The sequence below is a fragment of the Psychrobacter aquimaris genome (assembly GCF_016107525.1).
Taxonomy (GTDB): Bacteria; Pseudomonadota; Gammaproteobacteria; order Pseudomonadales; family Moraxellaceae; genus Psychrobacter; species Psychrobacter aquimaris.
This window is the reverse complement of the sequence record NZ_JABASR010000010.1, coordinates 111,832-132,962: the sequence shown is the minus strand read 5'-3', so window position 1 is coordinate 132,962 and position 21,131 is coordinate 111,832. Positions and strand designations below refer to the sequence as shown.

Sequence of the window (21,131 nt, the reverse complement as noted above, 5' to 3'; positions counted from 1 at the left end):
CCGAATATAATAAATACTAAGTGACATTCCCCTCCGCCCTAATGCCGGGTGGAGTCCTATTTCGCTTTTTTGATAGATTGCTGACGTATATATCATGCCTTCTTACATACAACCAACGTATTGATAGCCCAGCCTTACCTTTAACCATGTCGAATAATCGTCTCTATAAGCCCTATCTGGCACTGAAAGACAATCAAAGAATCTCAGATTATTGTTCATAAAAAACACCACCTAATGATTAGGTGGTGTTTTTCGTACGCTATCTGCAAAAAAATAGACAATTATAAACGATTAACCTGCTTGGTCAATGAGCATATTACGTAAATGACCGATTGCTTTGGTTGGGTTCAAGCCTTTTGGACAAACTGATACACAGTTCATGATACCGCGGCAACGGAATAGGCTAAATGGATCATCTAAGCGCGCCAAACGTGCTTGCGTATCACCATCACGGCTATCAGCCACGAAGCGATAAGCGTGCAGTAGTGCTGATGGACCTAAGAATTTATCAGGGTTCCACCAGAACGATGGGCAGCTGGTTGAACAGCATGCACATAGAATACATTCGTACAGACCGTTTAGCTTTTCGCGTTGCTCAGGTGACTGCAAACGCTCTGTCGGCGGTGCTGGCTGATCATTTATCAAGTACGGATGTACTTTCTCATATTGCTCATAGAATTGGTTCATATCAACAACCAAATCGCGAACAACAGGTAGACCTGGTAATGGACGAACCGTGACTTTTTCTGGCAGAGTGTTCATGTTAATGAGACACGCTAGACCATTCTTGCCATTGATGTTCATGCCATCAGAGCCACAAATACCTTCACGGCAAGAGCGACGGAAGGTCAGTGTTTCGTCTTCCTTTTTCAGGCGTAATAACACGTCAAGCAACATACGATCTGAGTCTAGCAACTCAATCGTATACGTTTGCATGCGCGGCGCTGCGTCCAGATCAGGATCGTAGCGATAGATTTCGATGGTGCGAGTACCTCGGCTCATAATGCTAAACTCCACACGTAGGTGATGGCGGGCATACAAAGGTTGCAGCATATCAGCGCTATTGATTAGCCCATATTGACAGTAATTATCAAATATCAACTAATCATATTGTCACGCTGGCATGAGCATGTAGCTGGCGGTCACCTTTTAATAAATGAATAAAAAATAAAACTTTTACGCTGTTCGTATCGCTAAATTGCGCAGTCTAAAATTAATAGACGCGAACTTTCGGTTCGATATAATCAACCGTTAGTGGTACTTTACGAACTGGCTTATAAATGATGCGATTGCCTTCAGAATACCATAAGGTATGCTTCATCCACTCGTGGTCATTACGGCCATTTGGTGCGTAATCATCATCTTCTGGACGGTCATAGTCAGACACGCTATGAGCACCGCGGCTTTCGTGACGCATTGCCGCTGATACCATCGTCGCTTTGGCCACTTCATACAAGTTAGCCACTTCGAATGCTTCAATGCGCGCTGTGTTAAATACTTGTGATTTATCAGCCAAATGGATTTTTTCAATCTTGTCACCAAGCGCTAAAATCTTGTCAACGCCTTCGTCCATCATCGCTTGCGTACGGAACACACTCGCATGCGCTTGCATGGTTGCACGAATCTCGTCAGCCACGTCTTGGGCATTGTAGCCTTCAGTCGACTGTTGTAGCTTGTCTAAACGACCGACCGTATAATCTAGCACGCGTGGATCTAGAGGCTTATAGTTATGATCGGCATGATGGAATTCATCAACGATATGCTTACCAGCAGCACGACCAAATACCAATAGATCAAGCAAAGAGTTGGTACCTAAACGGTTGGCACCGTGAACACTGACACAAGCACATTCACCGATAGCATAAAGACCTTTAACCACGTTGCCTTTTGCATATAGACCGTCTTCGTCCGTACCTGCTTCTAGATCAGGCTTAATGACTTGACCATGGATAGTGGTTGGAATACCGCCCATCATATAGTGAATGGTTGGAATAACGGGAATTGGCTCTTTGGTGATATCAACGTTAGCGAAGTTTTTACCAATCTCAAATACCGATGGCAAACGCTTCATGATGGTTTCTACACCCAAATGCGTCATATCCATTACGATATGGTCAGCGTTTGGACCACAGCCGCGACCTTCTTTGATCTCTTGATCCATAGAACGAGAAACCAAATCACGTGGTGCCAAGTCTTTCACGGTTGGCGCATAGCGCTCCATGAACGCTTCGCCATCTTTATTACGTAAGATAGCGCCTTCACCGCGGCAACCTTCAGTTAACAGTACGCCTGCACCGTGGACACCTGTTGGGTGGAATTGCCAAAACTCCATGTCTTGTAATGGAATACCAGCACGAACGGCCATGCCAATACCGTCACCAGTATTGATATAAGCGTTAGTAGAAGCGGCGAAGATACGACCTGCACCCCCTGTCGCTAGGACAGTAATTGGTGATTGGAATACGGCAACTGTACCTGTCTCTTGCTCAAGCGCGATAACACCGTTGATATTACCCGCTTCGTCTTTGATCAAATCAAGCGCAATCCACTCGATAAAGAACTCAGTGCCTTGCTGCAAATTCTTCTGATATAACGTATGTAATAGCGCGTGACCCGTACGGTCAGCTGCAGCACATGCACGTTGTACGGCTTTTTCACCATAGTTTGAGGTATGACCACCAAATGGGCGCTGATAAATTGTGCCGTCTTCGTTACGGTCAAACGGCATGCCCATGTGCTCAAGCTCATAAACGACCTTTGGCGCTTCACGGCACATGTATTCAATCGCGTCTTGGTCACCCAACCAATCTGACCCTTTAACGGTGTCATAAAAGTGGAAATGCCAGTTATCGTTGCTCATGTTGCCTAAACTTGCGCCGATACCGCCCTGAGCCGCAACCGTGTGCGAACGGGTTGGGAATACTTTGGTCAAAACGGCAACTTTCATGCCTGCTTCTGCCAAATGTAGTGAAGCGCGCATACCTGAGCCGCCGCCACCAACGATGACTGCATCGTAGTTTAGCGTCTTAATATTACTAATGGTATTATCTTGTCTAGTTGCCATTACGGTTTTCCTAATGCCTATTAATGCTTAGAAGTAAATAAAAAGGCTGTCTCAAAATCATCCTATTGCTGGACAAAACACTTTATTGTCTTGCCACTATTTGCAATTATCAAAGTGGATGACGCTCACAACCTTTAACCACCTAATTTGCATATCTATCGTTATATTGGGTTCGCTCACTGACTAAACCATAGCGCACCTATTATATAAGTGACTGACTAAGTCAATGATGTCCAACGCTATGATTGGCTATGACTATTTTTGGCTACTAACGGATGACTTTGACATTTGCTAGTCGCGTCCGTTATTGTTTATAGATAAATCAAGTTACAGATAAATAAATATTATCAATACATAGTCTGTTCAATATAATATGGATACAAGGAAGGCATGTCACCAGAACTACAAATAGTAGACTAAGCGAGCCTGACACCGTATCCAGATTATAGGGGATTGGCTATCGTTAAACAGCAACCACACCGAAACCAGTACCCCAAAAAATCATAATGCCCCAAAATAGAAACACTAAAATAGCGATAATCATCAATGACTGTAGCACTAAGCGTAGACCTGCTGCGCTTGAGCCCAATTTGCCCGTGGTAATATAGTCGGTAAACACGGTCCACATACCAACCCAAGCATGACCAGCTAGGGCAAGTACCGCCACCAAGCTAAATAGGCGCATAGGCAAACTGGTCATGAATGATGACCATTCAAGATAAGTAACATCGCCGTGCGTCAAAAAGAAGCCCAGCAGTACCACACTATAAACGGCTAAAACGACAGCGCTAATACGCTGGATAATCCAATCGCGTGAGCCTGAACCTGTCAGACCAGTCGCACTTTTGATTCCTGAATCATTTTTTATCATTAGAACATCACCCATACAAATGACGCGACAATTAGAATCGCTGCAATCACAAAACTAACCATAGACGCAGTGCGACCAGATTTTAGCTCTTCGTTCATGCCCATATCAGCGAATAAGTGCTTAATACCCATCACAAAGTGATAAGCAATCGCAGCAACAAATATCCATGCTAAAAAGCGCACAAGTACGTTGTCAAATACGGTCTCAAAACTCTCAGCCGAAGCCAATGAGTTCTGTAGTAACCACAGCATGACAGGAATCAATAAAAATAAAATAATGCCAGAGATACGATGCAAGATAGAGGCGATCGCAATCGGTGAGCGATTAACGCTAATCACTTGGCTTAAAGGCAGATCAATAGGTCGGTTGCTTTTCACAGCGGGCATCCTTTTTGCGGTTATACTCCTGTATCTGCTATCAACGCTTGATATCACTGATGTCGATTAAGCATTGAGCAACACACGAGACGAATAAAGTAAGGAAGAGCTAGCTGACTTCGTTTAGTTTGCGCTAAATATGAAGAAAGGATCATGGAGTTCAAAGTATTGATAAATTGTTTAATACCGCTCGTCAAATCGACAGGTCTGTCAAACAACCCATCTATTATACAACAAAGAAAATAAACATGAGTAAGATCGATTAACTAGTCTATTTTTACTGGTCATATCAATAAAAATAACGCTATTCCGTCATCGATATCAATACAGCCCTTTTACTAAAAACTTAAAAATAGAACAGTTAACAAGAACATTCAAACCATGGATCGAAGATATTGTTTATCAAAACGCTGGTGCGTCGTTGCTCTTGTGCTACTCAGCCGAGACCGAGTATGAATAGAAAAACGACACTATATCATGACCACTTATCAATTCGCACAAAGCGAGCGCCAGTTAAGTCCCTACAATTATAAAATGACTGGACGATAATTACAAATTTATCCCCTAAGCAGTAAAAGATAAACGCTGTGTTAACAAATAAACAGACAGAGGACATACGCATTTTTTAAAATTGCACAATTTTGGCGGAATTTTTACCCAACTCAATTCGTCTACTACTCATACTCTGTCTGTTTTTACCCCAAATATTAATAAAATCTGCTACATTATTATCGTAAATTTCTTTAGAAATTATGCGGATAATGTAGCTCTACTTACTGTCATAAAAACAAGCTTTCTAAGCAAAATAACCAATCAGACATATTTTGATACAAAAATTACAGTGAACAAACACGACTAAACCGTGCCAATTGGTGGCATTGATGGTAAAAGTCTTTTCAAATCATAAGGAATTACTGCTAATATACCCTGCGTATTAAATGAGTTAAATGCATTTTGATCATTTGACTACCGATAGCGCGAGGGTGTGCGTCTGTCGTAATTTTATTCTAACAAGCTAAAAACAATGGAGAGCAATTTATGGCTGACACTAATGCCAAACTAACCGTCAATGGTAAAGAATACGAGTTTCCTATTATCGAAGGTACTTTAGGGCGTCCAGTTCTAGATATTGCTGCTCTACAAGAATCAGGATTTTGGTCTTATGACCCTGGTTTTAAAGTAACCGCGCCTGTTGAATCAAAGATTACTTATATTGATGGCGGTAAAGGTGAGCTACTACACCGCGGCTACCCTATCGATCAATTAGCAAACAATGCTGAATACTTAGAAGTGGCTTATGCATTGATTCATGGCGACTTGCCTAATGCTGAGCAAAAAGCAGACTTCTTTGAAAAAATCCGTAAGCATACGGGTGTTCATGATCAATTGCGCAAGTTCTTTGAAGGCTTCCGCCGTGACGCACATCCAATGGCCATTATGGTTGGTGTCGTTGGTGCTTTATCCGCGTTTTATCATGAAGCATTAGATGTCAGTAACGAAGAGCATCGTGAAATCACGGCTATCCGTCTAATCGCTAAAATGCCAACGCTTGCTGCGATGAGTTATAAATACTCGCAAGGCGAACCGTTCATGTACCCACGCAATGACTTTAGCTATGCTGAAAACTTCTTATACATGATGTTTGCCACGCCTGCTGATGTTGATTATAAAACCAATGACGTCATCACTCGTGCCATGGACAAAATCTTTACTTTGCATGCTGACCATGAGCAAAACGCGTCAACGTCTACGGTACGTCTAGCTGGTTCTACTGGCGCCAACCCTTATGCGTGTATCGCTGCTGGTATCGCCGCCCTTTGGGGACCATCACATGGCGGCGCGAACGAAGCCGTGCTTGAGATGTTAGATGAGATCGGTTCAGTTGAAAATGTGCCTGAATTCATGGAAAAAGTGAAGAGCCGTGAAGTGAAACTGATGGGCTTTGGTCATCGCGTTTATAAAAACTTTGATCCACGCGCACAAGTAATGAAAGAAACTTGTGACGAAGTATTAGGCGCATTGGGCATCAATGATCCTAAGCTTGAGCTTGCCATGGCACTTGAGAAAATCGCTTTAGAAGACCCGTTCTTCGTTGAGCGTAACTTGTATCCAAACGTTGATTTTTACTCGGGCATTATCCTTAAAGCCATCGGTATCCCAACGTCAATGTTTACCGTTATTTTCTCATTGGCTCGTACCTCTGGTTGGATAAGCCATTGGTTAGAGATGCACAGCACACCGTTCAAAATCGGTCGTCCACGTCAGTTATACACGGGTGAAACGCATCGCGACTTCGTTAAAGTTGAAGACCGCAAATAGTCACTTATATTTTAGTTTTTAGAACCATAAAAAATCCCGCCATCGTGCGGGATTTTTTATGGTTCACTTTTTATCATCAAACGCCGTAAAACCACGTCCTTCTAGGGCGTGGATATCAGGCGTCAACCGTTGTCACCTAAGATTGAACATACCTTGATAACCAAATACATTGAGATCATAATTACCCCATGAAAACGCTCAAACTACGCATCAAAGACAAACATGCCACTCAGCTAAATATCTTAGCGGGGTCGGTTAACTTTGTCTGGAATTACGTCAATGAGCTAAGTTTTAAACACCTCAAGCGTACTGGTCAATTCTTTTCGGCTTATGATTTGGCTACTTACACCAAAGGTGCGGGTGAATATCTAAACCTACACAGCCAAACCTTACAAGCAGTGACCGAAACCCATGCCAAGGCTCGTAAACAGTTTAAAAAAGCCAAACTCAACTGGCGCACCAATAACCCTAAAGCCAAACGTAGTTCTCTTGGTTGGATTCCGTTTAAAAAGACCGCTATTAAGCATATTAGCACCCGCCAAAGTGGTAAAAAGTGTCTAAAAAGCACCCTACAATTCAGCTTAGCTAAAGGTAAAAAACTCACTATTGACCTATGGGACAGCTATAACTTAGCGCTCTACACCATCAATACTTGCGAATTGGTACAGGACCATCGCGGTCACTGGTACGTCTGTGTGACGGTTAAAGAATTTCCAAAAACAGCGTGTGGCACTGGTCAGGTCGGTATTGATTTAGGCTGCAAAGATTCAGCAGTCAATAGTGATGGCGACAAACTACAAACCAAAGTCACTCATCAATATGCTGAAAAACTGGCCATTGCTCAAAGAGCTAAGAATAAAAAGCGGGTCAAGGCCATTCACGCCAAGATTAAAAATACCCGTCAAGACCTTATTCATAAATTCACATCAAAGCTTGTCAAAGCCAACAGCCTAATTGTTGTTGGTAAAATAAAATCAACATCATTCACTAAGGGCAAACTTGCCAAATCCGTCTATGATGCAGGTTGGTTTGAAATTAAGCGGCAACTGGATTATAAATGCGCGAACGCAGGTTGCCACTATATCGAAGTGAATGAAGCGTACACCACCCAAACCTGCTCGTGTTGCGGCTCTCGCCAAGACAGTCCGAAAGGTAGATCAGCGCTTGGTATAAGAGTATGGTTTTGTCGTTCTTGTAAAACGACCCATAACAGAGACGTTAATGGAGCAAAAAACATTCTCGCGGTCGGGCTTGGCCGTCTTTAGTAGGAATCCCCGTCCTTTGAGGGCGGGGAGGAAGTCAAAGAAACCCTATCCGTTACTGAATGAATAACTGAGTGAGTGACAGAATTGCGGCTACTGGAATTCTTTTAGTGTCTGCTCATATTTGGCAATTTGCTCATCATAACCTTTAATGGTGTCATTAAACTTAGTCATAAGCGTCTCAAACTCTTTTTGTTGATTCAGTTTCATCTGCTGCATATCAATCACTTGCTGAGCTTCTATCTGCTCCCAAACCTGATGCTGAATAATCAAACGCGCTAATGCTGGGCTCTTGGCACTGAGCCTACCGGCAATTTCTGCATGCTCAAATAATTGCGGTACTAACGTTGCGATATTGATTAACGTATCCACATCTTCTGCGCTAAGAGGCGTCGTCACAGGCTGATAAAGCGCTTCCATCGCTTGCTGGTAGCTTTCGATGATTTGATCTTCTGTTAGCATGACAGGCTTACGCGGCTCAAGGCTAATTCGCTTTAACACCGTTAAATCACGCTCGCCAACTTCCGTACTGGTATTGATATCAGCCTCAGCGGGGATATCCACCTCATCATCTGTGGTGTCAGCAGATAGTGTGTTGCTATCAGCTGTATCGCTGTTATTCTTCATCACGTTATTAGTATTAGTATCGCTAGCAGTATCATCATTCAGCAGCAATGAATCCTCACTATCTGAGCTATCAGCGGCTTGCAGGGATTCATACTCTGCTTGTAAACGACGCTGTAGCCTTTGTGCTTGCGCGACATATATAGGCTGAAACTGCTTTATACGGGCAGCAGCAAAATCACTTGGGCGCATAGGCTGACTGTCTTCTGTGCTCGTTTTTTCAACGCTCTGACTGTCTTCTGGCGCAGGTCGAGTCTCTGCTTGCTGCTGACAGCCACTTAACAGCAATACGCCGCTGAGTGTTGCCGCAAGCAAGGTTGACGAGTGCTGTAAAAGGGTGTTTTTTTGATTGATAGACTCATCAACCACACCTTTATTCATTTTATAATTAGGCTTTTTTGGCAAAAATTTAAACATAAGGGTACGTGTCCTTGTTAAGGCAAAATAATAAAAACCAAAGTCGTCATGGCAATCCATTGCCAATGGATATCACTTCATATTGTCGTCAGACTTTACGATTAAAAATGGAATACAAGTTTCTAATGCTTGACAGTCTTGTCCACGCTGACGACGAATAAAATAATCCTGAACCATACGCGCCTGCTGTTCGATACCGTAGTTAAAGAAGGATTTGCCTGTCTTGATTACATAATCATAACGGCGATCAATAAGTGCACCGCGCACCACTTTTAAGCCTTGCTGTAATTGCCATACATGGGTCAATTCATGTATCAACCAACTTTTTTTACTCAATGAAGCATCGCTAAAATCTATTGTCCAATCTGCTCGGTTAAAATAAATATTGCCATTAGGACTAACGGCATAATGTTTCAACACCCACCAAGCAGTCTTGAGCTGAACCTCATCGAGATTGATACTGTCGCCAAATACTGACCGCGCCAGCGCTATCTCACCTGTAGTAAGCAAACGTGATTGCTGCTTGGCACTGCGATATAAATACCGAGCAAACAAACGCTGCAATATCGGTGGAGACATCATGACGGTAATACCTTATGCCTAATGAATGGATGATCACAAATGATAGGTCGTAAATCGGGCGTGATATCTGCGATCTATCAATGCTGTTGAACCGTTAATAGGGATAAAAGCATAAAAATCAAAGTATTTGGGACATAAGCTGTACACTTGATTGACTTTTATTAACGTAAATCTGCGTTAGCCTATTGTGTATGCCACATACCAAGACACATACCAAATAGCATCTTTATAAATTAGCCTACTTTTACTACTCATGTCTAATATTCATTAGTGCGAAAATCATGCCAAATAGACAGATATGGTCTTTTTCCATAGCAATGATGAATGTAATCTAGGATGTAGTCATTTAGATGCAGCAATAAAAACCCATTAATCACTGTCGTTATGAACTAATTGATAGCTGTTTAAATTGATAATAGAGATTTCTATGCCGCCTAATTTTCATGCCGATACACCCCTTGCCCAGCGTATGCGCCCAACGACACTTGATGCAATCATTGGTCAAGAACATCTACTGGCGGCAGGTGCGCCCTTGCGGCGTTTGGTCGAACAAGGACATCTGCCATCGATTATTTTGCATGGTGAAGCTGGCATCGGCAAAACGACTATTGCCATGCTGTTGGCTGATGCTGTTGGCAGGCCTTTTCATGCCTTGTCTGCCTTGAATACTGGGGTCAAACAGCTGCGAGAAGTGTTAGACAATAAGGACTCATTGGCATTTGAATCGCCAGTGGTTTTTATCGATGAGATACACCGCTTTAACAAGGCTCAGCAGGATGCCTTACTGGGCGCGGTCGAATCTGGTGATATTACCTTGATTGGTGCGACAACTGAAAACCCCTCCTTTAGTGTCAATAATGCGCTGCTATCACGTTGCCAAGTGTATCGTTTAGAGCCACTGACGCCTGAGCAAATCAGTGCGGTATTGCAAAGGGCAATTTCAGAAGATTCAGTGCTGAAAAATTTGACGGTTGATTTACAAGCACAGGACACTATCAGCCAACTGGCGCATGGCGATGCTAGGAAGGCGCTAAACTTATTAGAGCTGGCTATTCAAACGGCGGACACCAAGCAATCACCGCTCGTCATTAACGATGAATTGGTCGCTCGTGTCGCTCAGACCGCGCTGGTACGCTATGACAAAGATGGCGAGCAGCATTATGATATTATCTCGGCGATGATAAAGTCCGTACGTGGCTCAGACCCTGATGCCGCGCTTTATTGGATGGCGCGGATGTTAGTTGGCGGTGAGCCTGCTGATTTTATCGCGCGGCGTTTGGTCATCTTGGCCAGTGAAGATATTGGTAATGCCAACCCTAATGCTTTACTGCTTGCCGATGCAGCATTGCGTAGTGTGCAATCAATTGGTATGCCAGAAGCGCGTATTATCTTGGGGCAAGTAGTGGTTTATCTGGCGACCAGTGCCAAAAGTAACAGCACTTATAAAGCCATCAATGCTGCGATGGCGTTGGCAGAAAAAGATGCCTCTCCTGTGCCGCTACACCTACGTAATGGCGTGACCAAACTGATGCGTAATCAAGGCTATGGTCAAGGTTACGCCTACCCGCACGATTACCCCAATCACTATTATCCGCAGTCTTATTTACCAGATAATTTAGTTGATACCAGCTTTTATGAATTTGCTGACAACCAGCGCGAGCAACACAGTAAACAGTTTATGGATTGGCTAAAAAGCCAAGCAGCCAGTAATGACTGATGGCTCACATGGTCGATTAGCCCTTTGCTTAATATGTCATTGAATACATGAATCGTCGTGACCATTAGTAATACTTATCACTATATTTGACAGACTGGCCCATATAGTTTCGAGATGAAGCAGCACAGTGGGCTGAAAAGCGTTAAAATGTCCTCATATTGATATATAAGCAATGATTCCATAATGTCTACGGTGGATCAATTTGATCCGATGCACTTTGCCTAACCGCAACAGCGCTCTGTAGCATCTACTGTTACAATAGACAGATAATGCTTTATATTCCACATCACAACTATCTATAAATAATAAAATATTGAGACTTACTATGAGTTTAAATACGATTCCTGAGATTATCGAAGACATTCGTGCTGGCAAGATGGTCATCTTAATGGATGATGAAGACCGTGAAAATGAAGGTGATATCATCATGGCAGCGACCCATGTGCGCCCTGAAGATATTAACTTTATGATTACTCATGCACGTGGTTTGGTCTGCTTGACCTTATCACAAGCACGCTGCCAACAGTTGGCATTGCCGCTGATGTCTGATCGTAACGAAGCAAAATTTAGCACCAACTTTACGGTTTCTATCGAAGCCGCTGAAGGCGTTACAACGGGTATCTCTGCTGCTGACCGTGCACGTACGATTCAAGCCGCGGTTTCTTCTTCGGCAAAACCTGAAGACATCGTCCAGCCTGGACATATCTTCCCAATCATGGCTCAAAATGGTGGCGTCTTACACCGCGCTGGACATACCGAAGCTGGTTGTGATTTAGCACGCCTAGCAGGGCTTGAGCCCGCAGCAGTGATTGTCGAAATCATCAATGCCGATGGTACGATGGCTCGCCGTGATGATCTAGAGATATTTGCCGAAGAGCATGGCATCAAGATGGGTACAATTGCTGACCTCATCAACTACCGCATCGCGAACGAGCAAACGGTAGAAGAAATTGAGTCGCGTCCTTTTGAAACGGAATACGGCACCTTTACGCTACATCGCTTCCGCGAATTTGGCGCTGATGAAACGCATTTGGCTTTGGTAAAAGGCGATGTGAGCGAAGGCGTCAGCACTGTCCGTGTCCATGGTTTTCACCCACTACGCGACTTGTTTGCTGCCAAAAATGATATGACGGGTCGTAGTGGCTGGAGCGTACGCTCAGCGCTGGAGGAAATAAGCAACTCTGATCGCGGCGTATTAGTTTGGATTGGTAGCAACCAGCCAATAGATTTAGGAGAGGCGTTAGACAAAGCGGCAGACAATGAATCGCAATCGACCATTACCCAGCAGCCGTATCGCAGCATTGGTGTTGGCGCACAGATTTTGCGTCATTTAGGCGTTCGTGATATGCGTTTATTATCATCACCCATGAAGTTTTACGCATTATCAGGCTTTGACTTGAACGTCATCGATTTCGTACATGCGCCAAAGCAAGATTAATGTTTGACTGTTTGACTGTTTGACTGTTTGACTGTTTGACTGGCTGATTCGATATCAGCCACATAGCAAAAGGCACGCTAACATAACGTTAGCGTGCCTTTTTTTTCATTTATTTAATATTCAGTGCTAAAGCTTAGGTATATGACCAACTTTTGCTTCTAATGCCAATAGCCGAGCGCGCTCTTCCTCTGTCCAAGCTAATTTACGCTTTCCCTCACTATCGAGACGTACCACAACTGCCTCAGCCGTCGCGACGATGGCTGCTTGCGCGGTGCTATAGTAGCTATATTCCATCACGATACTCGTATTCCCTAAACGCTGACAGCGCACTCCTAATAGCAAAGTATCAGGATAAGTCACTGGGCGTAAATACTGGCAGCTAGATTGTGCCAATACCGTCACCATACTGCCATCAAACATACCTAGCGCCTGCAAATAGCCAATTCGCGCTGATTCAGCATAACGGTAATAAATCACATTATTTAAATGGTTAAACGCATCCATCTCGCCCCAGTGAATGGGCTGATGATGAATAATGGGATAATGAGACAATTCGTCAGGATGATTATCTGCAATATTGGAGGCTACATGTGCTGCTTGATTCAAACTGTCCATAAGGTCATTTCTCTTATTTTTATATTCATAAATCTATCAATCAACATCCACTGAACCACTAACGCTGAGATTTATCCAAAATCTGAGTGGTCAACAATGGCGTTGGTTTCGGTGCATTGGCAATCAATTTATCTAACCAATCTATAACTTCTGCGATATTTGTCGGAGAGGATCTGGTTTGTAGGTTCTTGTCGGTAGAGGTTTGCTTTTTGCCTGCGGACGCATCATTAGAGGCGTTTTCAGTATTAGTCATGGCTGCCTTTGGCGCTGACTCTTGAGGAATAGCAGACTTCGGCACCAAGGTTTGTAGTTGATTTCGTGCTTGACGCAGATAACCAACCAGCTGCTCTTGTTCGCGCATATTACTGGCTTGACTGGCCAGATTTAAGGTCATAATCACTTCGTGAATAGTCAGTTGTTTGCGCGAGAGGCTCATATTATTATCAGCGCTATTGTGCGGTGTCGCCTCACTACTCACACGCTCATAGCGGTGCAAAAACTCTTGAATATTTTGGATGGCGAGGTTTTGCAGCTGCCAAGGACTGGGCTGAGTGCTGCTCGCCTGCAAACGTTCGATGTCTTTCATCAAGCTTTGTTTGATCACAACCGTTAGCGCTGGAGCAATCTCATTGCTACTTTGCGAAAGCTGCCAATGCAGACCACGCAACAAATCAATCGCTGCACTGTCGTTATTGTCTGCCAACAATCTATCAGCGGCTTGTATTTGAATACGCAATAAATCTAACTGGTTTTGCGCTTGGCTACTGGCGGCAGATCGAGGCTCTGGCAGCGTCTGCTGACTCATCGCAAATAGACGGTCATCCATCTCATTCAGACGGCTGACGACTTGCTCGTTGCTTTGCAAACGCTCATTAACACTATGCTGGAAACGCTGCTGGCTGATGTAGAGCCACAATAGGGCCGCCATAAGCAACAAGATAACCAGCCACTGCAGGCGCAACAAAAACACATTTGCTTGTCGGCGCTGCTGAGTAGCAGAAGGTTCCTGAGATAACGATTCAGAATTGATTGACATAAGGCAGCACCGTTATTTTGGCTAAAACAGGTTTAAAGCGAATAAATAAAAAGTGAAACATAATAGATAAGGACAGATCATCGGTTGGTACATTTATACATTCAACAGGCTTTAGCATGGATAGCAGCAAGAATGGTTTCTGGTGCCAAATCTTCCACACGCCAATAGCTTAACTGCTGATCAGCGACCATATTGGCTAAACGCTCACCCAACACCACATAAGAAAAGTCTGACAATTCATAGGGCAAAATAGCGGGATTTTCTCTGGCTGTTTCTTGATTTAATGCCTTTTCTGCTACAGCCCGAACGATGCTTTCCCAATGCTCAAAGGCTGTACCGCTACTGACGACAACGATTGGCTTTAGCTGACTAGCTGATGTATCTTGCATACCATTGCGAGCTAAAAACCCTTGTAGCCACTGCTCGTATTGAGCCATTGCATCGACCGGCATTATGCGCTCATACCAAGCAATGCTATCGATATGCACACCGCGTGCCAGCAACGTATCGACCAATAATCGCCTACCACCCAATCCGCGCCACACGAGCAACTTGTCACCTGCTTGCAAACGCTCAATTTCAGGCATCGCTAGCATACCTTCGTTATTGGCAATGTGAGGCTGAAGCACTTGGTAATTCGATGCCTCGATTTTGGCATTGTTTAATACCGACGCAGTCGCTTCACCCACGGCAATCAAGTAGCTCGGCGCTTGCAGAGCATTAATTGCTATATTTTTTCGCTCATTGTCATGGTTTTGAGCTTGACGCTCATCTTCAAGCGCTTGCCAAACAGCCAGTCCTGAAGCGGCCGCCGTTGGGCTAACGATCACAAGCGCCTTATAATCGCCTGCTAGCCACTGGCGCATCAGCGTCATGTCTTGCTCAGTCGTTGGGCGCGATTGTAACGTCAACATCGGTATCTCTACCACCGTCAGCCCTGCTGCTTGTAGATTATCCGTCAATGCAGCGGCACGCTCTACTGGGCGAGTATTGATGACTACTTGCGTGAGTGATGACTCATTATTTGATTGATTGTTAGCAATAAGCTGGGCGTGATTTAATGTTGATGACATAGACGTACCATGACAAAAGACTGATAGAATTGGCTTAACGATAGCCCTAGCATCAATAATACTGGGGCTATGACTAAGATAATCAAAATACTGGCCTGTTATTCAGGATGATAAATCGCGGATAAGATATCACCCGCACCATCGGCAAGCAGTATATTGGCAACATCAATACCAAGCTGATTAGCCTGTACTTCTTGCTCTTCTTGTGTGCCAATCAACGTGACACGTTTTTCTGCTTTTAGCAGCTCACTGCCATCCGCTTGACCGACGCGGCCACGTAGCCATAACACATTGCCGTTGTCGTTATTGCCATTGTCACCGTTATCATCATTGTTGCTGCTTGTTTCATCCGCCATTTGTAACACAGCATAAGCAGCAATGGGTACTTGGCAGCCACCCTCTAAATGACGGTTTAGCGCGCGTTCAGCAATGAGGCGGATACGAGCTTTATCATCATTCAGTGGTGCCAGTAATTTTAGCACCTCATCATCACCTTCACGGCATTCAATCGCTAAGGCGCCCTGACCAACCGCAGGCAGGCAGGCATTGATATCAAGCTCGCCGCGTATGCGCTCATCCAGCTCGATACGCTGCAAACCACTGGTCGCTAAAATAATCGCATCATACTCGCCAGCATCCAGCTTGCCCAAACGTGTACCGACGTTACCGCGTAAGGTTTTAATTTGTAGGTCTGGACGATAGGCTTTAAGCTGACACTGACGACGCAAACTTGACGTGCCAACGACTGCCCCTTGCGGCAATTCATCAATACTATTATAGGTGTTAGACACAAAAGCATCAGTCGGTGAGGCGCGTTTGCAATAGACGCCCAGCATCAAGCCTTCAGGAAGCTGCATCGGTACGTCCTTTAATGAATGTACCGCGATGTCCGCTTGTTTGTCATATAGCGCTTGCTCAAGCTCTTTGACAAACAAACCTTTACCGCCAATTTTAGCCAAAGGTGTGTCCAAAATCTTGTCACCCTTAGTGACAATTTTTAGCAAGTTAATCGTCATCTCAGGATACAGCTCTAGCAGACGAGCACGGATATGCTCAGCTTGCCATAGTGCCAAAGGGCTCTGACGCGTGGCGATATTCAAGGTAGTCAAAGCAGTTTGCTGTGGATTGCTCATAAAGGGCCTCAATAAATTCGATACTGTTCACGTCAGTACTATGCAGGTCAGTATTAGACAATACTGCAAATTTTCCACAAAAAATGGGCGATATAAACCATATATAGTCAATGCTGACGCAAAAAAAATACCCCTATTTAAGCATAAATAAGGGTTTGATGATATGGGATGATTATTTCACTATTAAAACAGTAAGTTACATGCTTTGAATCTTGTCACGCAACGCTGGTAAGTGACGACGGCTAACTGCTAGCGTCTCATCAATACCTTTAAAGCGTATCTGATATTGTCCTGCATCCAACGTTTCTAAAAAGTCCAAAAAGCTAAGATTGATGATGGCATTGCGGTGCACCCGAAAGAGCCGATCGTCAAACTCTTGCTCAAGCTCTTTTAACGTTTCATCAATCAGTACAATACCATCTTTATGACGGACTTTGACGTACTTTTGATCGGCGGTAAAATAATAGATATCTTTGAGCTTGATTAGCTCAACACCTCGGTGGGTACGAGCAGCGATATGCTCACGTACTGGCCGTGCTGTTGGGTCTTCAAGTTTACGAATCTCATTTAACTGCGCCGCGTTTAAATTTTTCGCTTTATCTAGTGACTCTAGCAACTCATCTTTATTAGCCGGCTTTAATAAATAACCAATCGCATTGGCTTTTAGCGCGGCAATGGCATAATGGTCGTAAGCGGTGACAAATATAATAGCGGGCGGATGCTCAAGCTTAGCAAGCTCTTGAGCGCAGTGTACCCCATCCATCTCAGGCATACGAATATCTAATAATATGATATCTGGCTGCTGAGTTTTGACCGCGATAATAGCTGCTGCACCCGTGGTTGCTTGGGCAACTACCTGATGACCTGACTCCTGTACAATTCTAACCAAACGCTCACGTGCTAGTGGCTCATCATCACAAACTACGATACGCATGCAAACTCCCATCCCAGGATAAACTTAGTTTTTTTCAATGGCCTTACAAACATATTAGCACTCATTACCAATCACTTAGCATAAAAACATTTAATTATTTCATAGAACAATAGCTGACTATATTAATGCTGATAGCCGCCAATATTGCCCAACTATTAACAGATTTCATGTGAGCCACTATTATGAATTGAATTTTATTGCGGCTCATTTATCGATAATACTTTTCATGGTGAATCATGGCTAAATACAAAGTAAAACAACTTGTTAGCTATAGAAAATGGTGCAATAACTATGCCAAACCTATTGATTTAACAATAAAATAAAAAATTATGCCTCAAAAAAAGCGGTCATAAACTAACATCTTGAAGAGGATAGTCGATGACAGTAATAATCTGGCTACTGGTAACGGTATTTTTAATATCTGCACTTTGACCGAAATAAGCCCGTAAACGGTCTGCTTGAATATAAAAATTCATGTGTTGACGTAAATCATGATCAATAATGAACGTTTTTTTAGGAAGCTCGACACTAATCATAATTGCAACCCGATGCTGCTGCCAAGTGACTTTAATATTGATATAAATGGTTTCAGTGGTCATCTCCACCACATTCAGCAGCATTTTTTCTAGCACGCTCTGTAAGGTCAAGGCGGTGATGACCATGTCATACATGACATCTTCGTCAGGTAATTGCCAACTCACTTCGAGCTTATCCGCTAAACGGCTAGACTCAATCGCCAGATAATGCTCACAAAGAGCGATCTCTTCTTCAAAGCTAATCTCTCGCGCCCCATTAAAACTGGCACGGAATAATGCAGAAACGTGCTGTAATAAAGCGGAAGCTCTTGCTGGATTGGATTCTATCAATGACACTAGGGTGTTAACGGTATTAAAGAAAAAATGCGGAGCAATTCTTGCTTTGATCACATCGTTTTGTGCACTCAATTTATGCTCAAACGATTGTTTGAGCGCATTCGTCTCACGATAACGGCGTAAAAAATACAGCAAGAACACCAAGGAAAAGCCACCACTAATCACCGCATCAAACAATATATTTAAAATAAAAGTCTGACGATCATATTCAAACCAACCAATATTAATCATCACCAGCATGACTAGAATCATAGATATTGTAGATGCCACCATGATTAAGGCAAGCACATACATGCTGACTCTAGGTATGCTCATGCCTTTAAAAATAGGCCGCAAATAATCAATGAGATATAAAGAAGGAATAATGCTCAAGGTGTTTTGCAGGACTCTGCTAAACAGCTGAATCAAAAAGTCTGACCACGTGGCAATGTCATAGCGATTCGTCACCGTGACGAATAGCGACCAAAAAAAGAGATAAATGAACCACTGCCAAGGCTTCATGACCTCCATGAGCTTGGGAATAAAAAACTCTAAGCGCTCCGCTAGTAAGGCAACCTCATCCTTTGCTATACTTGAGTTCTTATTCTCTTGACTTGTCTTGTACCGATATGAACGCCAATTCTTCAAACCCTAGTAATCCCGAATCAAGTGTAAATTCATCTGTCTCTGATTCTAGCACAGATGCTTCTATAACAAATAACACGACACAAAACAGCCCTGCAAGCAGTCAGGGTCAGCAGATGTGGGGCGGACGCTTCAGTGAAGCGACGGACAGTTTTGTCGCTGCCTTCACCGCCTCTGTCGGCTTCGACCAACGCTTTGCGCGTCACGATATTCAAGGCTCAATCGCCCACGCGACCATGCTTAAAGAATGTGACATTTTAACTGCTGATGAAGTTGCGACCATTGTCGATGGTCTTCAGCAGGTACTGCGCGAGATTGAAGCAGGCGAGTTTAACTGGTCAATCGCTCTCGAAGACGTGCACATGAACGTCGAATCACGCCTGACTGATATCGTCGGTGCGGTTGGCAAAAAACTGCATACAGGTCGTAGCCGTAATGATCAAGTTGCCACCGATATTCGTTTATGGCTGCGCGAAGAAGTCGATAATATCATCGCCTTATTAGTACGCTTACAAAGCGGATTGCTTGATTTGGCTGAGCAACATACTGACACTATTATGCCCGGTTTTACGCATTTACAAACAGCCCAGCCCGTGAGCTTTGGTCATCATGTGATGGCGTGGTTTGAGATGTTATATCGCGATACCGAGCGTTTGGTGGATGCCCGTCGCCGTATCAATCAGATGCCACTTGGTAGTGCTGCTCTGGCTGGCACGACGTTCCCAATCGATCGTACCATCACCGCTGAGCTATTAGGTTTTGAAGGTATTTGCCAAAACTCGCTCGATGCCGTCTCAGATCGTGACTTTGCGATTGAATTCACCTCAGCTGCTTCTATCTTAATGATGCATATGTCACGCATGAGTGAAGAGATTATTCTTTGGATGTCAGCGCAGTTTAACTTTGTGCAGATTCCAGATCGCTTTTGTACCGGCTCATCTATCATGCCGCAAAAGAAAAATCCTGATGTACCAGAGTTGGTTCGCGGTAAAGCAGCACGTGTCTTTGGTCAGTTAATGACGCTATTAAGCCTAATGAAGAGTCAACCACTGGCTTATAACAAAGACAACCAAGAAGACAAAGAGCCGCTCTTTGATTGCGTTGATACTTTGACAGGTTCGCTATTGGCGTTTGCTGATATGCTACCGAATATCACCCCAAATAAAGAAAATATGCGTGCTGCCACCATGAAAGGCTATGCCACTGCAACAGACTTAGCAGATTATTTGGTACGCCAAGGCGTTGCTTTCCGTGATGCCCATGAAGTGGTCGGTAACGCTGTCGCCTTAGGTATTAAAGAAGGCGTTGATTTAAGTGATTTATCACTGGCGCAATTACAGCAATTTAGCGATGCGATTGGTGATGATGTCTTTGAGTATCTAACTTTAGAAGGTTCATTGGCAGCTCGTGACCATTTGGGTGGCACTGCGCCAAACCAAGTTAAGAAAGCTGTGATCAATGGTCGCGCTCGCTTAAAAGCCTTTGTCTAATCAGACCATTTTAAGTAAAAGCTAACGTACCGCTATATATCTAACACCCGCTATTGATGCGGGTGTTTTTTATTTGTCTTATCCTCTCTTATCATTTACCACTTATCGCTTCTAAACTATCGTTACATCTAGAAATATCGAAACAAAGAATATGATTGGAAGCACGACACATCATAGATTGAACAGCCCTGACACCGTAGCTGGTTGATATAGGATTGACTATAGCGAATTGATAGAGGTTTGACGATATATACTAGATACCCTTTGCTAAATTGACCCAGACCGTTATCATAGTCTCATATGACTATTTGATTTGACCACTTAATATAATAAATAAGGAACGCCTTATGACTGAGACTTTTAATCCTCAAGCCAATACCGTATTTTGCCGCAAATATAAGCAAGAATTGCCAAAAATGCCGCATCCACCTTTTCCTAATAAAAAAGGTCAAGAGCTCCAAGAGACCGTATCTGAAAAAGCATGGAAAGAATGGCTTGAGCATCAAACGATGCTTATTAACGAAAACCATTTGAGCATGATGGATCCTGCCGCCAAGAAGTTCTTAACGGAGCAGCGCGATAAATTTTTGGACAATGAAGATTATGAGCGTGCTCAAGGCTGGACACCAGAAAGCTAACCTCGCCTTACTTTGTGATAGCCGTAAAAAAACGCGCTCAATATA

General features: G+C 43.7%; 17 protein-coding genes and 1 pseudogene. 6 read left to right on the top strand and 12 right to left on the bottom strand.

Annotated elements, in window-relative coordinates; translation table 11 throughout:
• Nucleotides 1-291: 291 nt before the first annotated feature.
• The 4 genes from JFC10_RS10425 to sdhC form a co-directional block, all read right to left on the bottom strand.
• A complete protein-coding gene (locus JFC10_RS10425; protein ID WP_055123743.1) occupies nucleotides 292-1,002 on the bottom strand; it encodes a succinate dehydrogenase iron-sulfur subunit in 711 nt (236 codons plus the stop codon).
• Between the two features lie 211 nt (nucleotides 1,003-1,213).
• Nucleotides 1,214-3,064 carry a succinate dehydrogenase flavoprotein subunit gene (gene sdhA / locus JFC10_RS10420; RefSeq protein WP_087813903.1) on the bottom strand — a complete coding sequence of 617 codons (1,851 nt, stop codon included), beginning with the start codon at nucleotides 3,062-3,064 and terminating at the stop codon, nucleotides 1,214-1,216.
• A gap of 463 nt (nucleotides 3,065-3,527) precedes the next feature.
• Entirely contained in the window at nucleotides 3,528-3,914 is a 387-nt protein-coding gene (sdhD, locus tag JFC10_RS10415; protein ID WP_227500963.1) for a succinate dehydrogenase, hydrophobic membrane anchor protein, read from the bottom strand.
• A gap of 20 nt (nucleotides 3,915-3,934) precedes the next feature.
• Nucleotides 3,935-4,321 (bottom strand): succinate dehydrogenase, cytochrome b556 subunit, encoded by a 387-nt coding sequence (sdhC, locus tag JFC10_RS10410; RefSeq protein ID WP_083475612.1) that lies wholly within the window; start codon nucleotides 4,319-4,321, stop codon nucleotides 3,935-3,937.
• Between the two features lie 1,029 nt (nucleotides 4,322-5,350).
• Here sdhC and gltA point away from each other — a divergent pair.
• The gene (gene gltA / locus JFC10_RS10405; protein WP_045455400.1) at nucleotides 5,351-6,631 is read left to right on the top strand and encodes a citrate synthase; all 1,281 of its coding nucleotides are present in this window, start codon (nucleotides 5,351-5,353) and stop codon (nucleotides 6,629-6,631) included.
• A gap of 188 nt (nucleotides 6,632-6,819) precedes the next feature.
• Nucleotides 6,820-7,916: pseudogene (locus JFC10_RS10400) on the top strand (RNA-guided endonuclease InsQ/TnpB family protein).
• Between the two features lie 70 nt (nucleotides 7,917-7,986).
• Here the strand turns inward: JFC10_RS10400 and JFC10_RS10395 are convergent.
• Nucleotides 7,987-8,934 carry a hypothetical protein gene (locus JFC10_RS10395; RefSeq protein WP_198332759.1) on the bottom strand — a complete coding sequence of 316 codons (948 nt, stop codon included), beginning with the start codon at nucleotides 8,932-8,934 and terminating at the stop codon, nucleotides 7,987-7,989.
• A 72-nt stretch (nucleotides 8,935-9,006) separates the two neighbouring features.
• Nucleotides 9,007-9,513, bottom strand: coding sequence for a type IV secretion protein Rhs (locus JFC10_RS10390; protein WP_198332777.1), 507 nt, complete (start codon nucleotides 9,511-9,513; stop codon nucleotides 9,007-9,009).
• 430 nt (nucleotides 9,514-9,943) lie between these two features.
• Between JFC10_RS10390 and JFC10_RS10385 the strand changes: the two genes are divergently transcribed.
• Together JFC10_RS10385 and ribBA are read left to right on the top strand one after the other, a co-directional pair.
• Entirely contained in the window at nucleotides 9,944-11,233 is a 1,290-nt protein-coding gene (locus JFC10_RS10385; protein WP_198332758.1) for a replication-associated recombination protein A, read from the top strand.
• A gap of 325 nt (nucleotides 11,234-11,558) precedes the next feature.
• A complete protein-coding gene (ribBA, locus tag JFC10_RS10380; protein WP_055123670.1) occupies nucleotides 11,559-12,671 on the top strand; it encodes a bifunctional 3,4-dihydroxy-2-butanone-4-phosphate synthase/GTP cyclohydrolase II in 1,113 nt (370 codons plus the stop codon).
• 126 nt (nucleotides 12,672-12,797) lie between these two features.
• Here ribBA and JFC10_RS10375 read toward each other — a convergent pair whose 3' ends face one another.
• The 6 genes from JFC10_RS10375 to JFC10_RS10350 form a co-directional block, all read right to left on the bottom strand.
• Complete coding sequence (locus tag JFC10_RS10375) at nucleotides 12,798-13,286, bottom strand: acyl-CoA thioesterase (RefSeq protein WP_060490199.1); 489 nt, start codon at nucleotides 13,284-13,286, stop codon at nucleotides 12,798-12,800.
• Between the two features lie 58 nt (nucleotides 13,287-13,344).
• Nucleotides 13,345-14,322 (bottom strand): hypothetical protein, encoded by a 978-nt coding sequence (locus tag JFC10_RS10370; RefSeq protein ID WP_198332757.1) that lies wholly within the window; start codon nucleotides 14,320-14,322, stop codon nucleotides 13,345-13,347.
• 101 nt (nucleotides 14,323-14,423) lie between these two features.
• Nucleotides 14,424-15,395, bottom strand: coding sequence for a uroporphyrinogen-III synthase (locus tag JFC10_RS10365; RefSeq protein ID WP_198332756.1), 972 nt, complete (start codon nucleotides 15,393-15,395; stop codon nucleotides 14,424-14,426).
• 98 nt (nucleotides 15,396-15,493) lie between these two features.
• Nucleotides 15,494-16,528: a hydroxymethylbilane synthase gene (gene hemC / locus JFC10_RS10360; protein ID WP_198332755.1), complete on the bottom strand. Its 1,035-nt coding sequence runs from the start codon at nucleotides 16,526-16,528 to the stop codon at nucleotides 15,494-15,496.
• Between the two features lie 196 nt (nucleotides 16,529-16,724).
• A complete protein-coding gene (locus tag JFC10_RS10355; protein ID WP_198332754.1) occupies nucleotides 16,725-17,462 on the bottom strand; it encodes a LytR/AlgR family response regulator transcription factor in 738 nt (245 codons plus the stop codon).
• A 347-nt stretch (nucleotides 17,463-17,809) separates the two neighbouring features.
• Nucleotides 17,810-18,961 carry a histidine kinase gene (locus JFC10_RS10350; RefSeq protein WP_198332753.1) on the bottom strand — a complete coding sequence of 384 codons (1,152 nt, stop codon included), beginning with the start codon at nucleotides 18,959-18,961 and terminating at the stop codon, nucleotides 17,810-17,812.
• A gap of 113 nt (nucleotides 18,962-19,074) precedes the next feature.
• On the opposite strand from JFC10_RS10350, the gene argH reads away from it, so the two are divergent.
• Together argH and JFC10_RS10340 are read left to right on the top strand one after the other, a co-directional pair.
• On the top strand, nucleotides 19,075-20,448 hold the full coding sequence (argH, locus tag JFC10_RS10345; protein ID WP_198332776.1) for an argininosuccinate lyase: 1,374 nt from the start codon (nucleotides 19,075-19,077) through the stop codon (nucleotides 20,446-20,448).
• Between the two features lie 347 nt (nucleotides 20,449-20,795).
• Nucleotides 20,796-21,086, top strand: coding sequence for an oxidative damage protection protein (locus JFC10_RS10340; RefSeq protein ID WP_193012633.1), 291 nt, complete (start codon nucleotides 20,796-20,798; stop codon nucleotides 21,084-21,086).
• Nucleotides 21,087-21,131 lie beyond the last annotated feature (45 nt).